At 42.7% G+C, this 19814-nt stretch carries 23 protein-coding genes and 1 pseudogene; 13 read left to right on the forward strand and 11 right to left on the reverse strand.

All coding sequences use genetic code 11. The features are described from left to right. Positions 1–2: 2 nt before the first annotated feature. From LQZ07_RS10495 to LQZ07_RS10545, 11 genes and pseudogenes are all read right to left on the reverse strand, one after another. Complete coding sequence (locus LQZ07_RS10495) at positions 3–638, reverse strand: carboxypeptidase-like regulatory domain-containing protein (RefSeq protein ID WP_227981725.1); 636 nt, start codon at positions 636–638, stop codon at positions 3–5. A gap of 160 nt (positions 639–798) precedes the next feature. Continuing rightward, positions 799–1117 (reverse strand): annotated as a pseudogene (locus LQZ07_RS10500) (transketolase); the annotation flags it as partial. 125 nt (positions 1118–1242) lie between these two features. Then, complete coding sequence (gene tal, locus LQZ07_RS10505) at positions 1243–2193, reverse strand: transaldolase (protein WP_152786346.1); 951 nt, start codon at positions 2191–2193, stop codon at positions 1243–1245. Between the two features lie 204 nt (positions 2194–2397). Continuing rightward, positions 2398–2844, reverse strand: a complete 447-nt coding sequence (locus LQZ07_RS10510) for a PTS sugar transporter subunit IIA (RefSeq protein WP_194164255.1) — start codon at positions 2842–2844, stop codon at positions 2398–2400. After that, positions 2841–4097: a PTS ascorbate transporter subunit IIC gene (locus LQZ07_RS10515; RefSeq protein WP_152786342.1), complete on the reverse strand. Its 1257-nt coding sequence runs from the start codon at positions 4095–4097 to the stop codon at positions 2841–2843. Before LQZ07_RS10515 ends, LQZ07_RS10510 begins: the two co-directional genes overlap by 4 nt. Positions 4098–4108: 11 nt before the next feature. Next, positions 4109–4378 (reverse strand): PTS sugar transporter subunit IIB, encoded by a 270-nt coding sequence (locus tag LQZ07_RS10520; protein ID WP_152786340.1) that lies wholly within the window; start codon positions 4376–4378, stop codon positions 4109–4111. 270 nt (positions 4379–4648) lie between these two features. Then, positions 4649–5140, reverse strand: coding sequence for a hypothetical protein (locus LQZ07_RS10525; protein ID WP_152786338.1), 492 nt, complete (start codon positions 5138–5140; stop codon positions 4649–4651). Between the two features lie 395 nt (positions 5141–5535). Then, entirely contained in the window at positions 5536–5901 is a 366-nt protein-coding gene (locus tag LQZ07_RS10530) for a hypothetical protein (RefSeq protein WP_152786336.1), read from the reverse strand. Between the two features lie 67 nt (positions 5902–5968). Further along, positions 5969–6268, reverse strand: a complete 300-nt coding sequence (locus tag LQZ07_RS10535; protein WP_152786334.1) for a hypothetical protein — start codon at positions 6266–6268, stop codon at positions 5969–5971. Between the two features lie 126 nt (positions 6269–6394). Then, a complete protein-coding gene (locus LQZ07_RS10540; protein WP_152786332.1) occupies positions 6395–7210 on the reverse strand; it encodes a TIR domain-containing protein in 816 nt (271 codons plus the stop codon). A 351-nt stretch (positions 7211–7561) separates the two neighbouring features. After that, positions 7562–8053 (reverse strand): DUF6795 domain-containing protein, encoded by a 492-nt coding sequence (locus tag LQZ07_RS10545; RefSeq protein ID WP_152786330.1) that lies wholly within the window; start codon positions 8051–8053, stop codon positions 7562–7564. A gap of 1063 nt (positions 8054–9116) precedes the next feature. On the opposite strand from LQZ07_RS10545, the gene LQZ07_RS10550 reads away from it, so the two are divergent. Genes LQZ07_RS10550 through LQZ07_RS10610 form a run of 13 tightly spaced genes read left to right on the forward strand, consistent with a single transcriptional unit; the run spans position 9117 to position 19803 of the window. Next, positions 9117–9758 (forward strand): terminase small subunit, encoded by a 642-nt coding sequence (locus LQZ07_RS10550; protein ID WP_152786328.1) that lies wholly within the window; start codon positions 9117–9119, stop codon positions 9756–9758. Beyond that, the gene (gene terL / locus LQZ07_RS10555; protein ID WP_152786406.1) at positions 9748–11235 is read left to right on the forward strand and encodes a phage terminase large subunit; all 1488 of its coding nucleotides are present in this window, start codon (positions 9748–9750) and stop codon (positions 11233–11235) included. The genes LQZ07_RS10550 and terL overlap by 11 nt, the downstream gene beginning before the upstream one ends. A 40-nt stretch (positions 11236–11275) precedes the next feature. Then, complete coding sequence (locus tag LQZ07_RS10560) at positions 11276–12604, forward strand: DUF1073 domain-containing protein (RefSeq protein WP_249483632.1); 1329 nt, start codon at positions 11276–11278, stop codon at positions 12602–12604. Continuing rightward, on the forward strand, positions 12585–13418 hold the full coding sequence (locus LQZ07_RS10565; protein ID WP_152786410.1) for a phage minor head protein: 834 nt from the start codon (positions 12585–12587) through the stop codon (positions 13416–13418). Before LQZ07_RS10560 ends, LQZ07_RS10565 begins: the two co-directional genes overlap by 20 nt. After that, positions 13415–14569, forward strand: a complete 1155-nt coding sequence (locus LQZ07_RS10570; protein WP_152786412.1) for a DUF2213 domain-containing protein — start codon at positions 13415–13417, stop codon at positions 14567–14569. Before LQZ07_RS10565 ends, LQZ07_RS10570 begins: the two co-directional genes overlap by 4 nt. 2 nt (positions 14570–14571) lie before the next feature. Beyond that, on the forward strand, positions 14572–15117 hold the full coding sequence (locus LQZ07_RS10575; RefSeq protein ID WP_152786414.1) for a hypothetical protein: 546 nt from the start codon (positions 14572–14574) through the stop codon (positions 15115–15117). Between the two features lie 48 nt (positions 15118–15165). Next, positions 15166–16140, forward strand: coding sequence for a major capsid family protein (locus LQZ07_RS10580; protein ID WP_152786416.1), 975 nt, complete (start codon positions 15166–15168; stop codon positions 16138–16140). A gap of 9 nt (positions 16141–16149) precedes the next feature. Next, positions 16150–16527, forward strand: a complete 378-nt coding sequence (locus LQZ07_RS10585) for a hypothetical protein (protein WP_152786418.1) — start codon at positions 16150–16152, stop codon at positions 16525–16527. After that, the gene (locus LQZ07_RS10590) at positions 16527–16928 is read left to right on the forward strand and encodes a DUF4054 domain-containing protein (protein ID WP_152786420.1); all 402 of its coding nucleotides are present in this window, start codon (positions 16527–16529) and stop codon (positions 16926–16928) included. The genes LQZ07_RS10585 and LQZ07_RS10590 overlap by 1 nt, the downstream gene beginning before the upstream one ends. Beyond that, the gene (locus LQZ07_RS10595) at positions 16895–17395 is read left to right on the forward strand and encodes a hypothetical protein (RefSeq protein ID WP_152786422.1); all 501 of its coding nucleotides are present in this window, start codon (positions 16895–16897) and stop codon (positions 17393–17395) included. The genes LQZ07_RS10590 and LQZ07_RS10595 overlap by 34 nt, the downstream gene beginning before the upstream one ends. Further along, entirely contained in the window at positions 17392–17775 is a 384-nt protein-coding gene (locus LQZ07_RS10600) for a hypothetical protein (RefSeq protein WP_152786424.1), read from the forward strand. The genes LQZ07_RS10595 and LQZ07_RS10600 overlap by 4 nt, the downstream gene beginning before the upstream one ends. After that, the gene (locus LQZ07_RS10605) at positions 17756–18283 is read left to right on the forward strand and encodes a hypothetical protein (protein WP_152786426.1); all 528 of its coding nucleotides are present in this window, start codon (positions 17756–17758) and stop codon (positions 18281–18283) included. The genes LQZ07_RS10600 and LQZ07_RS10605 overlap by 20 nt, the downstream gene beginning before the upstream one ends. An 11-nt stretch (positions 18284–18294) precedes the next feature. Beyond that, complete coding sequence (locus LQZ07_RS10610; RefSeq protein ID WP_152786428.1) at positions 18295–19803, forward strand: DUF3383 family protein; 1509 nt, start codon at positions 18295–18297, stop codon at positions 19801–19803. Positions 19804–19814 lie beyond the last annotated feature (11 nt).

Raw genomic sequence — 19814 nt, forward strand, 5'->3', positions numbered from 1 at the left:
CCTTAAATTAAACCGTTTATATCACCGTATTTATTTAGATTTTGAAGCTCGCCAAATTCTTCAACGTCAGCGGCTTTTTTCTTTTCTATTTCAGCTCGTATCGGCCAGCGACAAATGCTTACAATTGGATAAATGACGACCCCGCTCGGATAATTAGAATTAATGACATAAATGCTTCCCTCTTCGGTTGATAAATCACAATTCAAAGCCGAGAGCATTTCAGTAAAGTAAGCATTGTGTTTTACACCACGGGAATTGGCATCCCAAAGGTAAATCTCGTCATCTTCTGTTTGTTCTGGTGTATCAATACGAATACCTTGCCAAATAACGTTAGTTCTAAAGGGGTTATCCGCATGGCGTGATTGCATGGTTAGCTCTGGAAAGCTAAAGCGCCCGCCACTGTCTGTTGTGGTGTAGTCGTGTATTTCACCATCAGTAATGTCAATAAACTCGTAGCTTCGTTTTAATTTAACACCGGCTAAGGGTTTACCATTTTCTGTGAGCTTTCCGCTCACAGGGGGGAAAAGTTCAACAGTTTGTTTTTTAAATACTTTCGTCTCCGTTCCGCAGGCTACCAAAGCAACCGATAATAAGAAGCCTGGAAGTATACGCAGTAAAATTTTTTTAACGTTTTGCATCTATTCATGAACACAAAAAAAATGATGCGAGCATCTTACAGTTAAAAAATAATTCTATCAATTACTGGTTGTCACCGCTTTTGTGGCTATTGTGCTATGGTGATTTTAACATCGATAAGTACAGGGAAATAAAGTGATGGGTAATTTTAAAGTAGTGCGGGAGGTCTTGACCTAGAGGAACTGTAGTGGTCTCGATACCCGGTGCGTAACCGTATTCTGGGGGGGGGGCTAGAGCACTTAGAGTGCAGCTGACGGAAGTTCTTAAGGTCAATAATAGATAACTCTTAATCCGTCAAATGAAGCAGAGAGTAGATCAGCATTGATCCGTGACTATTTGACAGAATAAAACGGTCGCGGTCAGCCTTCCTCTGGATTCATGGGTTATGGACCAAATGACCACGTCAAAAAACATCAGTGATGTCAGCCATGCCCATAAGTGCGCCTGAATGACCAGAGTTAGTTTGCTTAACACCATCCATGCTAAGGGCACGGATTGCGTTAGCGAGTTGATTTCTTGATACGAAAATTTTATCTATGGTGAGTATCCAATAATAGTGATTCTAGATAAACGAGATATGGGAGATTAGTGCCCCCTTATTTGTGATTAAAGTTTTGCTTCGAACATTGCATCAAGTTTGTCTTGGTCTGCGGCAAAGTTACGGATGCCTTCAGCTAATTTTTCCACGGCCATTTGGTCTTGGTTGTGCTCCCAAAGAAACTCAGCATGTGTCATTGCTTCTGGGGGATTTTTACTAGCTTTTGGTGCGGAGAGATTTTTAACAACCTCACCTTGTGCCTCTTCTAGTTCAGCAAGTAGGGTTGGTGCAATAGTTAAGCGGTCACAACCGGCTAGCTCTAATACCTCGCCAATATTGCGGAAGCTTGCGCCCATCACTACAGTTTTGTAACCGTGTTCTTTGTAGTAGTTATAGATTCCTGAAACTGAGATTACGCCTGGGTCTTTTGCTGCTTCAAAGCTGCGACCATCTTTTGCCTTGTACCAATCCATAATGCGACCAACAAAAGGAGAAATTAAGAAGACATCAGCTTCAGCACAGGCCCTTGCTTGAGCAAAAGAGAATAGAAGCGTTAGGTTGCAGTTAATGCCTTCTTTTTCCAAAATTTCTGCTGCACGAATACCTTCCCAAGTAGAAGCTAGCTTTATCAAGATGCGTTCGTTGCTGATGCCTGCATCGTTATACATTTGCATAAGTTGGCGTGCTTTAGCTACGCTACTCTCGGTATCATAAGAAAGACGAGCGTTCACTTCTGTGGAAATGCGACCGGGAATGGTTTTAAGGATTTCTTTACCAATATTTACCGCTAACATATCGCAAGCATCTTGAATTTGTTGTTTTTTATCACTGCTTTGAGACTTAGCGTATTGAACAGATTGCTTGATTAGGGGGGAGTATTCCTCTATTTGGGCTGCTTTTAGTATAAGTGATGGATTGGTCGTCGCGTCTTCAGGCTGGTATTTACGAATTGCATCAATCTCTCCTGTATCGGCGACAACAGTAGTCATCGTACGAAGTTGCTGAAGTTTGTTTTTCATAATTATGCTCACTATATTATCCGCATTTCACTTAGCCGATTAATCTAAAGTTCCAATTACTAGGAAGTACTAATCGTATTCGGTAGTATCTAGAATGCGTAGAATCAATTTGTATTCACTGCTTAACCGTATTTTTGGTTATTAAAAGCCCTAGTATTGATTTAAGGGCTTTGTTACAGGAGCCGAGGGGATTGATTTGTATAATCAGTACTTTTTCAATATCTCAGTGATTTCTTTTTTTGTCTGAGCTGAAATAATTGCGTCAATGTCATCATCATGTTGAAATAACTCAGACAAGGCCATAATCGTTTGAATATGACTGTCTGAGTCCATTGCAGCTAGTGTCACAGAAAAATATACATCTCCGTTATCTTCTGATTCTAAATCAACGCCATTTTTGAAAACTGTTACTTGAAGGGACGCTTCATTTACACCATCTTCCGGTCGAGCGTGTGGCATCGCTATTTTGGGAGCTAGTACATAATAAGCGCCAATATCCTGATGCTTTTGCTTGATAGCTTCTAGGTATCTAGCCTCCACTTTCCCTTGCTCAAGAAGCTTCAAACAAGAAATGTCTAAGGCAGCGTTTACGCTCAGGTTTTCTTCATTTGAGATAACGATATTATCTCCAATTAGATTTAATAAACTCATGACACAATCCAACCAAGAATTAGACCAACAACACCAAAGTCAAAGTCTGCAAATGTTGTTGCTTCTAGACCAATACTACCTAATACAGGCAGAAGGAGCATAGGCAGGAACGAGATGCATAGGCCTTGTGTAAATGAGCCTAGAATCGCTCCACGTAAACCACCTGTTGCATTGCCGTATACGCCAGCCGCACCACCAACAAAGAAGTGAGGAACAACTCCAGCTACAATGATTGTCCAATCAAACATGCCTTGTATGCCCATAGCTACTAGGCCTGCAGCGAATGAAGATAAGAAACCAATTAATACAGCGTTTGGTGCTACTGGGAATACCATTGGGCAGTCTAGAGCGGGCTTAGCACCAGGAACTAGCTTGTCAGAGATACCTTTAAATGCAGGAACAATCTCGGCAATCAACATTTTTACACCCTGCAGTACAATATACACACCGCCGGCAAAAGTTAGGGATTGAATGAAGGTGAATACAACCCAGTTTTGACCACCGGATACTGTATCAACAAATTCGCCACCAGCAAAAATTGAAGCAAACAGGAAGAAGATTGCCATAGTGACAGCTACTGCAACTGGAGTATCACGTAAGAACATCAAGCTCTTTGGTACATTAAGGTGCTCAGTCGATATAGATGTATTACCAAACTTGCTACCAATGAAGCCAGATATTAAGTATGAGAACGTCGAGAAGTGACCCATTGCAAGTTGATCTGTTCCCATAACCTTCTCTGTATATTTTTGAGCAAGAGCGGGCATGATGACCATTAAAGAACCAACAAGGATAGAACCAATTGCTACCAATAACGTTCCTTTGATACCTGCTGTAGATAGAATTACAGCAACTAGCATAGACATAAACATTGTATGGTGACCCGTTAAGAATATATATTTTAACGGGGTAAACCTAGCAAGAAGAATATTAACAATGAAAGAGAAGAACATTATTAATGCCATCTCGTAGCCAAAGGCTTCTTGTGCTAGCGCAACTATAGCTTCATTATTTGGAATGACACCACTAACGCCAAAAGCTTCAGTAAATACGACTGAGAAATTATTTAGGGCTCCAACTAAAGCACCGGCACCAAAACCCAAAATAAGAAAACCCATTACGGTTTTAATCGTTCCTTTAAGTATGGTTGAAATGTCGGCTTTTTGAGCGACTAAACCGATAAATGCAATTAAACCAACCATAATCGCTGGCTCTTTTAATAAGCCAAGCATAAACTCAAAAAAGTTTTGCATAGTGTTTTACCTTACACAAATTTTTTTAACTGTTCTTCGATTGATGCTTTATCAAAGATGTTAGCAAGACTCACTATATTCTTTTTCCCTGCGTCTTCTAATTGAGTTGCTACATCTGTTGCTGCTACCCAAATATCTGCTTTGCTTGAAGCTGCAGATGACAAATCTTCATGATCGACTTCTGCTGAAAGACCTATTTTGTTAACTACTTCTTTCACGGCCATTTCCATCATTAATGAAGTACCAAGACCATTCCCACATACAACCATAATTTTTTTCATTGTTATTTACTCGCTAGGATTAATTAATGAGAAATTTCATATCTGTGTTTTGATGGAGAGAATAATAACGAAGAATAGAAGGATTAGTTGAGGTCCGACTCACAAGTCAACTTTTGTCTTGTGAGTTGGATCACGTATTTTGGCGAAAAAAACAAACCTTGAACTAGATCTCTCACTCATTGAGGATAGAGAAAGTTTTATATTTAGTGGGGTTTATAGATGGGATAATGACTATTTGATAAGAAATAAGTAAACAATTAAATGCGTTGCTTACTCTCCATAGTTTTTAATCATATTGTTTAGAATTTTATTGACATCTTTAGCCTTCTTACTTCTTTTCGTTAAAGAATCTAATGATTTTGGCTTGTTTTCTTTATTGGTCACTATATCCTCATGCAGTTTGGCATACGTTTCTTGAAACTTTTTAACTTTAGCCATAAGCATCCTAACTTCTTCACCATCTTCGCTTTCAAGCACAACAATATTACTATCTTCAACCTTAACAATAGTTAATTGACCGTGACTCGCAGACATGATTTTATTACCAACCATTGAAGACTGTGCGGGAACATTCCTATCTACAACATCTCCTCTACGAAGTTTCGCAGCTGTAGTGGCTCTGATATTTCCTGTATTATTGAACGCTACAACTATTGTATGCGTATTGTAATACTCGATTACAGTGACAGTTCCATGCTTGATTGTTTCGAAGTGCATCCCCAATTGCATATCGCGAGGTGGATCCATTTTTTTTGGTGACATTTGATTCTTTTTACTCAATAACTAACTACAACAATTATACATGGTAGATTTTGACATAGAAATCTTTGTCAAAATACATCAACTTGCATAAAGCAAGTTGATACTAACTAATTGCCAAACAATAGAGCAAAATTTTCTTGACTGATTTCCCTTTTTAACTCAGCCAGCGTTTTCTAAAAACGCTGGCTATACTCTTTTCAAAAATCAGAAAATGCTGTTACCACATAGCATTATATTCGATATCCGTTTCAGTTGAATATCCATCTCGAAGCCAGTATGAAAAGTCTGTCAAATTGTGAATTGTATGGTGAATGACAAATCCATTGAGACACACAATGGGGTAGAACCGAGCTAACCACGATAGCTAATTGCAACATAAATGAGTTACGGAGCCGCTAGGCGCATTTTGTCTTTGTCAACTTGTAGCCTTTCTCCGTAATTTGATACCAGATTGTACCAGCTGGCTGGCCTACATTCGTATTGATTGGCCGAACTAATCCTTTATCTCGCAACTCCAAAAGCTCTTGCGAAACTTCTACTTGTTCAGCATGCTGGAAGGGCACCTGAACGGTTGATTTTGGCTCTAGGTTGTGCTGAATAATTCCATTGAACACGTCATTACTTATCGACATTTGCAGTATTAGCCGTTCTTTGGACGATAGTCGAATTGGTATCCATGAACTAACTACAGGGGCAGCAGCTATACAGGCCGCTGCTGTTCCTATAACTAAAAACACCAATTCATATACTTCGAGGGACATCAATTCTCCTATACAACCCCTAACGCCCAAATTTGCGAAGCGTAAGACGTTCCGAAAGATTTGTTTGTTAGCTCCCCATTTCACATGTAAAAGTAAATTCTTTATCTGGGTAACTAGACAAATAGGTATAAAGATTGTCAAAGTCTTTTGATTTATTGTTATGCGCTCGCCAAATACTACTTGTATCGCCTAAAACTAGAGTGATCGAGTTAGCCAAAATAATCGTTTTTTTATTCGACCTTGTACATTCTTGGAAACAATAAGCTAATTCTTTTGGAATGCTCGACAAAGCTATTTGTTCTTGGTTCATAGACTTGGCAGTCTGATCCAAGACTTTTTGGGTTACCTTGATTTTAATAGTATTCATTAGAATATCTCCAATACTAGTAGTAGCTCACGCCTCATTAAGGCGCGGAGTAACACGTGCTATAGTTGAGCGAAGCGAAACCGGCATGTGTTATGGAGTCGCTCTGTTTAGTGTCTACACTATATTCTATATAGATTTGTTCATGTCGACTTCATAGCCAGCTTTTCTCAGTTCCTTAGCTAAGTTTAATTTCCAAGTTCCATTAACATCGTGCGTAACATAGACGACACCACTAATATCATTAGGGGGTTCAACGCCTCCTTTGACTAAAGCACAAACATTGTCTCTTTTTAGTTTTCCTATCAGATAACCATGTTCAAATACTACATTTTGTCGAGCTCGAGAAGACAGTTTTAATTCTTCTTTTTTTGCTCCCACATCATATGGAGTGTAAAGAACGATGCCAAAACCAACATTAGAATAGTTTTCAATTTTTTCTATGATTGTTGCTCCGCCACTAGATTGCTCATGTAAAATTATAGGTTCAAAACCTAATTTTTTTATGAAGTTTGACACTTCAAGTTTTTCAAGGTTGTCATGATCATGAATAATAAATACTTTTTGTTTATCAATGATATTTTCTTCTTCCGGTCTCTTCTTTGAAGACTCTTTAAAGATCTCTCTGGTTATATCTTTAGTATATTTGTTGTATTGAATGGCATCAGATGGACTTACATACATTGTAATTCCTGGCAATAAGTTATCATTTGCCATTTTAGAAAGTGTAGCGCTACGTTTATCACCTTCCCTAACCAAAATTTGAGTAATTTTGTCTGCCGAAAGCAAATAGCCATTAAATTGAAACTCGTGTTTCTTGAGGTAAGGAATAATGATTTCATTGATTACTTTATCTTTACTTTCGAAGTCTAATTTAAAAATCTTGTTACTATTTTTACCCCTTCTGGGTTTTTCTTTTTTCTCAATTAATACGTGATAAAACATTTCAACTCCTTGACTTGAAAATTGAATAGCTCTTAACGTTTATATATTGCGACCTTACAAGGTCGTTCTACCTTGCAAGCTAGAAGGTGCGCTTGTATCGTCTTCTAGCAAGTGTGATTACTTTGAATGACCCGTTTGTTGGTCAACAACAGTTCAAGATAGGTGGTTGCTCCCAATCTCAATAGACACTATTGCTGTGCCTATTTTGTCTGCCTAACCAGGCATTTTAGTTGCAAAACTATTTTAGCCAGCAGGTGGAGCGCCTTTTTTGATTCTCTCGGGCTCTACGTACCGCTAACGCTAACTCGGAGACAATACTGGGGAGATAATCGACATAATAGCTCCTTAGTGTTATTCCTCTATAACAAAAGATTGACTAATCCATTCGTTAGTTAACTTACAGATAGAAATCACAACCAGTGCCTTTTCTTCGGAAAAAACACTCGTATCAAACTCGTATTGAATTTTGGAATTATTAAGATCACAGTCTAGATTCTTTAGTTGTGCGACTACCGGCTTTGCTAGTGGCATTCTGCTGCTAGATGAGTACCACAATTGATGAATATCACTGTTTCTCTCAAAGTAGACTCTCATACTTACACGCGAATTCTGACCTAGTAGGCCTTTTGGGTGGTGAGATTTAATAGCCACCTCAGGAAAGGTAAAGTGGCCTGCTCCATTGGTTGTGTCATACTGTAGTAGTTCTTGCCTTTTTTTAAAGCCTTCATAAACAATTGAGTGAGCAATAGTTGCCCCAATAATAGGCTTCCCATCTTCTGTTAAGCGCCCTTTAATCTCTGGTGACATTTCTACGTCTTGTTTAATAATCCCAATACCAAACACAGCTTGAACCTCCTTATTTACTGAAAAAAACTAGAGAGCCTAGCTAAACTGTCTTCTTAACAGAACTAAATAGTGAGCGTGTTATTTACATCAGTGAAGCGCTATCAATATCGTTGATATCTTAAGAGTAATTAGTTAAAAATTCTATTTTATATTATCTTTATTGTCAATAGCGGTTGGGGAGCCTAAAAGGTTATATAAAGATTTGGATATGGTTACGGCTAAAACATTTTGATTAAAACCATTGGTGATTATGTTTTGTTTATTCCCTGTCGTACTGGCTATGCAGATAGAATCCGCCAAAATTCATTATTAATGAGCAGGTTGCTTAACTTTAATAATGGAAAGTTTAAGATTTTGGGGGGACTTTTAGGATGATACTAATTCGATACATTACTTTTATTGCCTTTGGTCGACCAGAGATTATACTAATTGGGTAGTGTTAGAGTTGTGTTTGGATGGCATGGCGATCGGCTACTTTCTTGTAACGTGAATTAAACCGCCTCCTTGAGGCGGTTTAATTTTCTGCTTTAGATAAAGCAGAAAATTAACGTTGTGGCTATACTGAATGAGTTTTAACACTCAAGCGGTACTTCAAGGAATGAGGCAACGTGGAAACTATGAATACTCAAAATATGCCATTGGAAAAAGCCGCTTAAATAAAAAATAAGCTAGAGGAAGCCTCGCTACTGCGAGGCTTTTTTTATACAAGTGATCGCAGCGCATCCTGCATGAGACCGTATGGTTAAGGGGGAGTTTGAGGTGGCATCCTATTGCCTAGATAGACGATGAACTCAACCCAGCCTCTGCGCTGTTTTTTTATGCCTGGGGTGACCATGAACAAGACCAGCGAGCACAAAGATTTAGTCCCGAAACCTAACAAGCCGCTCCGCCTATTGGCGTTGGTTGCTTATATGTTGTTCGCTGGTTGGTTGACCGTGAAAATAGGGAGGTTCCTAGCCTATGTTGTTTTTGTGTAATTGCTCAAGTTTAGTGGGTGAACTCTCGGGGTTTTATCTTATATGAGTGTATACGGCAGAATATAAATTCATAGTTGGTTTAGATGACTAAAGAAAAGCAAATAAAACTTACTCCTGAGCTGTTGGAGTTAGCTTCTGCTCTCACTCCTCTTCAGCGTAAGTTCGTTATTCTTTTGGTTAGTTCAAATATGAATCAAAGAGAGGCTTACGTAGAAGCAGGTGGGAAGGCAAAGACAGAAAAAGCTCAAGTTGCATCTGCAAGCCGCATGTTAGCTCAGGTTAGCGTTAAGGCCTTTTATGATTTCTTGATGAATGCCGCTGCATCAGATGCCATCATGAGTAAGCAAGAAGCTATGGAGAGGCTAACTAAATCCGCAAGGGCTACCATACACGATATTTGCGCATTCGAGCTTAAGCAGGTTGGAGAAGATAAAAATGGCAATCCAGTCATGCAAACTGTTTGGACAATGAAACAAACTGAAGAAATAGAGCCAGCCATTGCTGCAGCCATCAAATCATTAACTTTTACCAAGACTGGGCCAAAGATTGAAATGTATGACAGTAACGGTTCAATCAAAATACTTTCAGATCTACAAGGCTGGAATGCACCACAAAAACGTGATCACACCAGCTCTGATGGAAGCATGAGCCCTAAGCCAACTAAGGAACTAAGCCCTAAAGGATTGCAGGCACTAGCTAACGCCATCAAGTCAGATGAAGATTGATGTTGAGCTTGTCGATGAACTGGTGTGGGCTAAACCAAATATTGCAAGGCAACTGCTTGAGTCCGATTTTTATATTTTTGCCTCCTACTTTTTTTGGGTTAAGTCCGGCAAGAAAAAGAAGCTCAAGTGGTGGAAGCATTTAAGGAAGATAGCCAAAAAGCTGATTGCTATTTTCAATGGTGAGCTCACGTTCCTCATCATTAATATGCCGCCCAGGTATGGCAAGACCGAGTTAGCTATCAAGCTATTCTCGGCATGGGGTTACGCTAATAACCCTGCATGCGCAAACATTCACCTTAGTTATGATGAGCCTCTCGCACTGGATAACTCGAACGATATTCGAGAGGTGCTTAAATGCGAAGAGTTTCTTCACCTTTGGCCTGAGTGCGCGACCAAGGCCCATAAGGATGGTAAGGGAGCTTGGGCTACCACTGGCGGCGGCACATTCAAAGCTCGCCAAGCGGGTGGTGGTATTACTGGCTTTGGTGCAGGTAGTGCTGATGAATACCAAGACGGTGAGTTTACTTTTAGTGGCTACATCTCTATCGATGACCCGCTAAAGCCTGATGATGCTCACTACGATGTAAAGCGAGAAGCGGTTAACCGTCGCTGGGATGAAACGATAAAGACCCGGCGCAACTCTCGCCACACGCCTGTCATTGTGATCATGCAGCGGATACATGAAATGGATTTCTGTGGCATGTTGTTTGCTGATGATGAGTTCAAGTGGGAGCGCTTAGTGCTCACTGGTATTATCAACGAGAACACCGACCATGAGGAAGCGCTCTGCCCGGACAAGCACTCCCTTGAAGAGCTTCACGCGATGAAGCGCAAAAACAAGTGGCACTTTGCTGGCCAGATTCAGCAAGATCCATCGCCGCTCGGTGGTGGCATGATTAAGTCTGAGTGGTGGCAGTATTACTTAAGCTATGAAGAAGTATTTGCTCGGTGTAATTTCTTGTTCATGACAGCAGATACTGCTTACACCAAAGACGACAGTAACGATCCTTCTGTTATTCAGTTCTGGGGTTGTGAGGGTAAGACCCGCATGTACTTGTTGGACCAAATACGCGGTTGGTGGGAATTTCCTGATCTAGTAATCAACTGTCGTAAGTTTTGGAAAAGGCACACTTCTAACCCAAACGTGCGGAGACCCAAAAGGCTTTATATTGAAGCTAAAGCAAGTGGCAAATCGCTAACACAAACGCTTCGAAAGGGTGAGGGTGGAGTAAAAGGTGCTCGTGATTGGGAGCCTAAACAATTTCGCTTTCCTAAAGACAGAGTTTCCCGAGTTAAAGAGACTACTTGGCCCATTATGAATGGTGATATCTGGTTACCGGATGATGCACCATGGGTGGATGGTTTCACTCAAGAATGTGAACGCTTCACAGACAACGACACACATTTACACGATGACCAAGTGGATGCCATGACTATGGCTTATTCTATTTGGCGTCGATACGGCGGCGGGCAATGACCAGAAAAAAAGACAACGCAGCAATAGACAGCAAAAAAAATTGAATAAAAAGCGGTTTAATAATGCGCGTTACAGTAGTCCAAGTGGCGCTGATGGTTGCATGGACCAAGGTAGCGACTACCTTCCTAATCCGCCGCGTTCGCAGCAGGCGCTAGACCAGACTGTAAGCAACCTCTTCTACACTGATTGGCAGGCAAACAAGATTGTCACTATCCCCGTTGATGACATGCTGAGAGGTGGGTGGAAGTATACCGACATTGAAAAAGACCAAATCAAAAAGCTTGATAAGTTAGATCAGCGCCTTGATACACTTGATAAAATCAAACGCGCGCTAACCATTGAGCGCTTGCTTGGGGGATGCGTGATTTACATGGGGGTGGCAGCTAACGAAGATAAACCAGAGGAGCCGCTACATCCTGAGACCGTATCGGAAGGTGATTTAAAGTTTCTTAATGTTATTCCTCGGCATCGAGTGACCAGAGTTACTGTGAGTGATAACGCGCTGGACCCGCGTTTCGGTAAGCCGGAGACATATAGAATTAACGGCGTGGAAATACACGAATCACGCTTGCTTATTTTTGATGGTCACCCACTTAGCTATCAGCACGATAAATATCTGTCACCTAAAGGGGGCTCGTATCAGATTGGCTTCGGGCGCTCGGTACTTGAGCCGATACTTGATGATTTGACCAGAGCGACCGGAACACGACAAGCGGCTTTTCACCTGGTGAATATGGCCAGCGTTATTATCGCCAAAATGGAGCTGGATGGCGGTGACGGTAGTGAGGCTTCTGAGGAGCGCAACGCTGAACTTCGGGAGATTGTAAAGCAAATTAGCATGTATCGCGCCGCTGTACTCGATAGTGGTATAGATGGCAAGACCGACATAGAAAACAGGCCTACCAGCTTCGGTAGTGTGCCTGAGTTGCTCTTGCTGTTCCTTCAAGTGTTAGCTGCCAGTGCCGATATCCCAGCAACTAGATTTATCGGTCAATCACCAGGTGGGCTAAATGCCACCGGTGATAGTGATTTAGAAAACTATTACGGTCGCATCGAAAACGACCGCGAGCAGGACTTACAACCGCAGTTGCAAAAATACGCAATTATCGCTGCAAAAAGTGCGGGTGTTGAAATGCCTGAGATTGAGTTTGAGCCTTTATGGACAAGTAGCGAGCTTGAGAAGTCAACTATCAGAGTGAATAACGCGACTGCAGTGACAACCTTGTCGAACTCAGGTGTTATTTCAGATGACGAAGCGAAGAAGCAAGCAGAAGAGCTGGATATTATTAAGCCCATAGTGGTTGAAGATGACCAAGATATCTTGGACGAAATGAATAGGTTGCTGGCTAATGATAATCTTGCCGCTTGACCCGTCTAAGGCCCGCAAAAAAGTAAGAGTTGGTAAGCCTGTAAAGCCTTCACGCTCAGCAGAAGTTGCCTATCGAAAAGGCATGCTGGAACAGTTGAAATTGCAGCGCGGAACCGCTACGCAGTTAGTTCAACAGATGCAACAGGGAGCAAGCAAAGCAGCGGTTAGTGCATACCTAGCAAAAGCCGTTAATGCGTCAAAACATCAATTTGATGAACTCGCCAAGCGTTTAGCGCCTCAATTTGTTGATGGCTTTAGTGATGAGCATCGTCGCCGCACTGAGCGAATGATTGCCAGTGCGTTTGGTGTTGACTGGGCTTCTATTACTGACGAACCAGAGGTGAGAGGTGAGCTTGACCTACGCATTATTCGTAATGTTGAGCTTATTGAATCAGTCGGCGCTAAGTATTGGTCAGATATATCTCAAGTCGTTGAGAGCTCCTTTGCTGGAACACTAGAAAAACCGCTGATTGAATCTATTGCTGAAATGGGGGCTAAATCTAGAACTCAAGCAAAGCTAATCGCAAGAGACCAAACATCAAAGCTTGCTTCATCGCTTAACGAAGTTCGCCAGCGCTCAAACGGCATTGATGAATACGATTGGTCTAACTCTAAAGATATTCGCGTAGTCGGCAATCCGGCTGGTCAATATCCAAAAGGCAACGACAAGCACGGCAATCACTGGAAAAGAGAAGGAAAGCGATTTAGCTGGAGTAAACCACCGCATGATGGCCACCCTGGACAGCCTATTTTATGTCGCTGCACAGCTAGGCCCGTTATTGACTTAGAGAAGATAAAAGCACAATTCGTATGAAAAACTTTAAGTTTAGATTCACCAATCAGTCTTGGATGATTGACGATACAACCGGTTTTTTGCGTTGTAAGGCTGTAGTCATTGAAGACTCTGTAATGCCTTATTTGCTCGATGAGGTTTCCGAATACCCCGCAGCCATTGTTACTGGAAGCACGATTTATCTTTACGCGGATAAAAACGAGTTTTCCAAGCCTGGTGCTATCGAAACGTTGGAGGGGTGCTTACTTACTGTTGGGCATGAATGGCAAACCATTGATGCAACAAACAGTGTAGGTCATGTTACCGGGATACCTGAATTGGTTGGCGATCAACTTGTCGCCGACATCATGATTACAGATTTAGACACGGTGAAGCGCGTTGTGCTGCCGGATGATGACCCTCTTAAGCTGCAAGATCTTTCTAGTAGCTATGAGTCAGATGTGGATTGGGGGCTTGGTCGAACCTTAGGAGGTCGTGACTATCACGGTCGACAAACCAATTTTAAGTTTAATCATATTGCTCTATTGCCCATCGGTAAAGGCCGCGGCGGGAGTACTGTTCGGATCCAAAACGAAGAAGGAGAAACTGCCGTGGAATTTACAAAAGTAAGGCTCTCAAACGGCAAGAGTGTTCGCATTGCGAATGAAGATGTCGGGGTACTAGAAAATGCCGAAGACGAACATAAAGAAAAAATGAGCAACATGGCCGATCCCGCAAAACTGCAAGAAGCCATGACGCAGCTTGAAACAATTAATGCTCAGATGAGCGAGCTACAATCTCAAAAAGGCGAGCTTGAAGGACAACTACAGGCCGCTAAAGAGCAGCTTGAAGCGGCTTTATCTCCTGAGCGTATACAGCAAGAAGCTGAAAGTATGGCTAATGAAAAAGCTGGCGCTGAAAAAATCATGAACGCTATCAAAGGCGATTTAAAAGTCATTGATGGTCTTCGTGGTAATGAGCTGAAAGAAGCCGTAGTGACTAATTTTCGCGCGGTAAACTCTTTGCCCGAGCTGACTGATGAGCAACGCAAAGATCCCGCATTCATTCAAGGGCTATATCGTAGTTATGAAGAAACTGCTGGTGTCGCATCGATTGTTCCTGGCGCGACAGCATTACAGATTAACAACGAACAGCCCAAACCCCACACAATCAAGCGTAATCACGGAGCGTAACCATGAGCTTAGATTTTATTCAGGATCAGGTATACGACACTTTTGGTGCTCTTTATCCTGGTCAAATTGCAGACTTTGGTTCAGCACAAAACGAAAATGTCCGTACTTATGTCAATGAGACGCGAGTAGTACCGGCTGAAGGTGTCGTAAAAGGCGATCCTTACGATATCAGTGACCCTAGCTACGCTCACATTCGAAGCCCTTATCCGGTTAAAGCGGCTGAGTCTGGCAGTGTGGATGCTGATTTTGTTGGTATGGTTGTTCGCACTCAAAGCTTCATTATTGATGATGAAACAAATACCACTTACCGACCCGCTAAGCAGCTTATTACTATTGCGGAGCGCGGCTCGGGAATGATTATTGGTGCCAATACTCCAGTAGCCATTGCACATGGTGATCCCGTGTTCATGTCTATAGATGAAACGCAAGCACCAAGTCTACCTGTAGGCTCTTTTACTAACACAGATGGTGCTGGTGTTATCGAGCTAACAGGCCTCTCTTGGTACGGAGCATCGAGCCCCGGCTCTGTCGGGCGTATCAAACTCTAACACGGGGAGCATCGGCTCCCTTTTTTGTTTCTATTCGGAGTAAGAATTATGAAATTCAACAATGCCTATACCGCTGGAAATCCTAGCGGCATTGATGGTTTCGGCATCGTTGTTAATGCCTTTGAGGACATTAAAACAGCGGCCTATGATGTAGTTATGCCTGAGATCTTATGGCCTACTTGTGTCCCTGAGGCATCGGTAGACCGCTCAATTAACGTAGGGGCACGCAGCGCATCTTACAAAGTAAAAGACCGTCGAGGTGTGGGCTCGTTCCGTGCTTCGCATGGTAAAGATATTCCAACTGTTGGCGCAGGCATGAACAAGGTCACTGTGCCGCTGGAGTCTTCAGCTATTTCCGCTCACGTTGACCGTGATGACTTAAACGCCATTCAGTTTGGTCATGAAGGTATGAATCTACTGAACGAGTATGGCGTAATTATGCGTGAAGCTACCGAGCGCCATATTGAGCGGGTATTCTTTTATGGTTTTCCTGATTTAGATTATACGGGCTATATTGACCACCCTAATATTCCTGCTTCGGTGGTTGTTGATCCCGGTTCGGGTACCGAGTGGGCGAATAAAGATGCCGAGCAAATTGAAGCGGATATCAACAACGGTATTTCAGCGGTTTGGGTGGGCTCAAAGCAAGCGTTTATCCCTGATAAAGTTGAAATTCCGCCTGAGCAATTCGCACTGATATCTACCAAGAAAACAGGGCTTGATAACAACACCTCTATCACCATTCTTGAGTACATTAAGAAAAACAATGTGTACACCCAAGTAACGGGCCAAGAGCTGAACATCAAGCCGCTTCGTCACTTAGAAGCCGCTGGTGCTGGCGGTACTGACCGCATGCGCATTACCGATACTCGAGCAGATTATCACTGGATGCCAATGCCAGAAGATTTCACCATGCTCGACCCGTTCTATCGTGGTTTTGAAACCGATTTGTTTGCTTCATACAAGTTTGGTCCTTACCACATTCGCCAACCTATCTCATCGCTTTACCTAGACGGTATTTAAGGGGAAAACATGCCAGTTGTTCTTAATAAACAGCGCCGTACTTTTGTGGTTCCGCAAACGTCAAATGATAAGGGCCACAAAAGCAAAGCGGTTAGCATATTGCCTGGTGCCTACGCTTCTATTGAAGATGAAATTTGGAATCAACTGAAAACCAACAAAGCAATTCAAGCGTTGATTACTCAGCGCCGCTTGGTGGTTTCTGACAGTGAAACTAAAGCGAAAAAAGAAGATGTTTCATTAGAATCATTGGATAACGCTGAATCCAAAGGCGCACCAGAAGAGCTGAATCAAGAGTTAGATGAGCGTCTAACTCTTGACTCTTCGGTAGCAGAAGTGGATGCACCTAAGAGTGATGCACCTGCTTCAACTAAGCGTAGTAAGCGCTAATGAATGCCGACTTACCAACATTTCGTGCACTATATCCTGAGTTTAGCTCGATAGGTGACGAGGTTGTGCAAATCTACATTGACGATGCAGACGAGCATTTATCGGAGCAAGCCTGGGGGCGCTGTTATGCCAAGGCTTTACTGTCTTATGTCGCGCACAATTTGGCGTTGTCACAAAATCGACAGGCCAACAGTGCGACCAATGATGATGGAGTCGTTGAAAGTAGCCCAATGGGAGTGGTTAGCTCTGCCAGTGCAGACGGTCTCTCTGTTGGTTTTACTGTACCGCAATCGGCTAGCAGCAATGCTAAAGATGCGTGGTATTGGCAGACACCTTACGGTCAACAATTCTTAGCGCTGCGCAAGCAATGCTTAAGAAAAGCGATGTTGGTATGCCGGTAAGCATTAAGCGAACTAATCCAGGATGGCTTAAGCGTTTAACTAAATCTATGGAAAGCCAAGAGCAATTGGCTGTAGGGATACCGGTGAACAGCGAAGGATCATCCGCTAAATATGAAGACGGCACGTCTATTTTGCTAGTGGCCACGGTGAATAACTTTGGAAGTCCTTCTCGTAACATACCTGCTAGGCCTTTTATATCTTTATCTTCAGAGCCAATGATAGAGAAAACCGCTCCTATAGCTGAATCTTTGATACCAGTGCTAAACCAAGGGAAAGCTAGCATTGCTGACATCTTGCAACAAATGGGGCCGCCGGCAGTTGATGTTATGCAGCAAACTATCAATGATTTAAAGGAGCCTCCTAATGCAGCTTCAACCATCATAAAGAAAAAAGGCTCAGCCAATCCGCTTGTTAATACTAAGTTGCTAGTTCAATCGATTAATTTTGCTGTGAGAAAGCCTAAATGAGACTACCTGTTAGGATTGCCAATAATTTGTTTGCTACGCGGGTTGTCGCATTCGATATTACAGGGGTTCGTGATAAAGGCCGCTGGATGTCAACCCAAGAACCTGACCGATTCATTAAGGCCACTATACAGCCAGCAGGCGATAAGATTGCAACGCTTAACCTAGATGGTGCAGAGAGTGATGGTGCACTGATAATGCACACAGATGCAGCGGTGTATGCGCATGATGTGACCAACAACAAAGAGGAACCCAATCAAACCTACATTCGCCATGCTGGTGATGTTTGGAAGCTTTGGAAAACACAGAACTGGGAAATACACACTGGCGGCATTAATCGTTACATATTGACGAGGCATCGTGATGTCGACAACACTCGATGAGCTAGAAAAAGCTCTTCATGATTGGCTTGCCTTAGTCACTAGCCGAGTAATTGTTGCTGCTGGTTATGATGAGCAGCCAAGGCCAAAGGATCCGTATTGTTCTTTTCAAATAACCGACACTAAACCACTTGATCATCCTGTGACAACGCTATCAGAAGATGGTCTTACAGAGAGTATTTACCAGCAACACTCTGTTCAAGTTACTCTTGAAGTTATTGGCGGTAATTCCAATCAAGTGATTAACCGCATTCTTTCTTCAACCTGGTCGGCAGGCCGAAGCTTTGACTTGTGGAAGCTATGCGGCCTTGGTGGGTTTACCGAACCGAACAACTTAACTGCGCTGGAAGTTGGTACGCTGCGCCAGCGCTGGCAATCAAAACTTACTTTGCACACCACGCTGCGTGAAAATTTCACTGGCGAGTATCAAAACACCTTTAATTTATCCATAAACGAAACCGACAAGGGCGAAGTCTACAACAAAGACCAGCCTGTCGACTCTAATTGTTAGGAGGGCATAAAATGCCATCTATCTCTGAAATTGTAGCCTGTGGCAATAAGTCTTTACCTAGGTCGCTTGATGTGTTTGTACAAGTATCAAAAGCGCAAACTGAACAGGCTACAGACTTGTCAGTGTTGGTATTTGTCTCTAACACTGGTCCGCTGACGCATGGCGCTGGCCGTATCCGTTATTATCAAAACATTCAAGGCATTGAAGACGACTTTGGTCTTAATTCTGAGCCATGGAAAGCAGGGCGTGAGTTCTTCTCTCAGCGAAACCGCTCTAAAACTATGGCGGTGGCTCAAGCCTTTAGCGATCCTCAATCGGGCTTTTTGAAAACCCGCAGTGTAAATGTTGATGCGCTTAATGCGATAACTGATGGCTCATTTGCCATTGCTATTGATGGCACGAATTATGATATCACCGGACTTGATTTCTCAAGTGATACTGACTTGGATGACATCGCGCTAACTGTTGAGGTTGCATTGCAATCTCAAGTGGCTAACACCATCGTTGAAGCAGAAGGTGAAGTGCTTATCATTACTTCACCAACGGCGGGTGATGACTCTACCGTTTCATTAATGGATGCAGTTGATCCTGCCACCGGCACCGATGTATCTGGTGATGGCTTTTTAAATGGTGTAGACGGTACCGTGGTCATTGGTTATGCGCCGACTGACTTTATTACCGAGCTTTCACTTATCGAAGATGCAGCCCGTTGCAGCGGTCAATTTGTTTATGCTTGGACACTTGATGAAGCCTACCGAGATTCTCAAGATGCCATCGACGCAGCAGGGTGGGCAGAAACCCGCCGTGCTATTTTAGGTTTAACTTCTAATGACCCGTTAGCATGGGACGCGGATACTTCAACAGATATCGGGCCGGTACTTTTTCAAAATGGCTATACGCGCACTATTGCTCCAGCTTATCACGATAACGCTGAATATTACCCTGAGGTGTCAATTTTGGCGCGTATGCTGGGCGTTGATTATGCCGGTGCTAACACTGCTATCACGGCCAAGTTTAAAGATTTACCAGGTGTTGCGACTGTTGGCCTTTCAACAACCCAGTGGATCACGCTGCAAAGTAAGGGCTATAACTCGTTTACGCTTATTGGCAGTAACTCGCGCACCTTCCGCGATGGTGACCAGGTTAACCCCAATTGGTGGATTGATGACCTAATCAACCTTGATAACTTTACTGAAGAGTTAGAGGTGGCCATGCTTAACGTCTATCTTCGCAACGGAAAAGTGCCATTAACACCAACTGGCCAAGCGATTCAACGCGATGCGGCAGTGGTTGTGTGTGAGCGCTATGTTACCAACGGCACGCTAGCAGACCGAGAAATCATCGATCCTGATGACACAAGCAGCACTATTGTGATCCCTGCTTATGAAATAATTCAAGGTGAATTAAGTGGTCAAACGGATGCAGACCGCGCTTCTCGTATTGGTCCACCGATGCAAATTAACCTGCAGCTAGCTGGTGCTAACCACAGTATTTCTATCAATGTTATTGCGCAGGATTAGGAGAGTTAGCG

Source organism: Agarivorans sp. B2Z047 (assembly GCF_023373605.1).
Taxonomy (GTDB): Bacteria; Pseudomonadota; Gammaproteobacteria; order Enterobacterales; family Celerinatantimonadaceae; genus Agarivorans; species Agarivorans albus.

Coding starts and splice junctions, on each gene's coding strand:
- LQZ07_RS10495 (WP_227981725.1), bottom strand. CDS start 638: ATGCAAAACGTTAAAAAAATTTTACTGCGTATACTTCCAGGCTTCTTA.
- tal (WP_152786346.1), bottom strand. CDS start 2,193: ATGAAAAACAAACTTCAGCAACTTCGTACGATGACTACTGTTGTCGCC.
- LQZ07_RS10510 (WP_194164255.1), bottom strand. CDS start 2,844: ATGAGTTTATTAAATCTAATTGGAGATAATATCGTTATCTCAAATGAA.
- LQZ07_RS10515 (WP_152786342.1), bottom strand. CDS start 4,097: ATGCAAAACTTTTTTGAGTTTATGCTTGGCTTATTAAAAGAGCCAGCG.
- LQZ07_RS10520 (WP_152786340.1), bottom strand. CDS start 4,378: ATGAAAAAAATTATGGTTGTATGTGGGAATGGTCTTGGTACTTCATTA.
- LQZ07_RS10525 (WP_152786338.1), bottom strand. CDS start 5,140: ATGTCACCAAAAAAAATGGATCCACCTCGCGATATGCAATTGGGGATG.
- LQZ07_RS10530 (WP_152786336.1), bottom strand. CDS start 5,901: ATGTCCCTCGAAGTATATGAATTGGTGTTTTTAGTTATAGGAACAGCA.
- LQZ07_RS10535 (WP_152786334.1), bottom strand. CDS start 6,268: ATGAATACTATTAAAATCAAGGTAACCCAAAAAGTCTTGGATCAGACT.
- LQZ07_RS10540 (WP_152786332.1), bottom strand. CDS start 7,210: ATGTTTTATCACGTATTAATTGAGAAAAAAGAAAAACCCAGAAGGGGT.
- LQZ07_RS10550 (WP_152786328.1), top strand. CDS start 9,117: ATGACTAAAGAAAAGCAAATAAAACTTACTCCTGAGCTGTTGGAGTTA.
- terL (WP_152786406.1), top strand. CDS start 9,748: ATGAAGATTGATGTTGAGCTTGTCGATGAACTGGTGTGGGCTAAACCA.
- LQZ07_RS10565 (WP_152786410.1), top strand. CDS start 12,585: ATGATAATCTTGCCGCTTGACCCGTCTAAGGCCCGCAAAAAAGTAAGA.
- LQZ07_RS10570 (WP_152786412.1), top strand. CDS start 13,415: ATGAAAAACTTTAAGTTTAGATTCACCAATCAGTCTTGGATGATTGAC.
- LQZ07_RS10575 (WP_152786414.1), top strand. CDS start 14,572: ATGAGCTTAGATTTTATTCAGGATCAGGTATACGACACTTTTGGTGCT.
- LQZ07_RS10580 (WP_152786416.1), top strand. CDS start 15,166: ATGAAATTCAACAATGCCTATACCGCTGGAAATCCTAGCGGCATTGAT.
- LQZ07_RS10585 (WP_152786418.1), top strand. CDS start 16,150: ATGCCAGTTGTTCTTAATAAACAGCGCCGTACTTTTGTGGTTCCGCAA.
- LQZ07_RS10590 (WP_152786420.1), top strand. CDS start 16,527: ATGAATGCCGACTTACCAACATTTCGTGCACTATATCCTGAGTTTAGC.
- LQZ07_RS10595 (WP_152786422.1), top strand. CDS start 16,895: ATGCTTAAGAAAAGCGATGTTGGTATGCCGGTAAGCATTAAGCGAACT.
- LQZ07_RS10600 (WP_152786424.1), top strand. CDS start 17,392: ATGAGACTACCTGTTAGGATTGCCAATAATTTGTTTGCTACGCGGGTT.
- LQZ07_RS10605 (WP_152786426.1), top strand. CDS start 17,756: ATGTCGACAACACTCGATGAGCTAGAAAAAGCTCTTCATGATTGGCTT.
- LQZ07_RS10610 (WP_152786428.1), top strand. CDS start 18,295: ATGCCATCTATCTCTGAAATTGTAGCCTGTGGCAATAAGTCTTTACCT.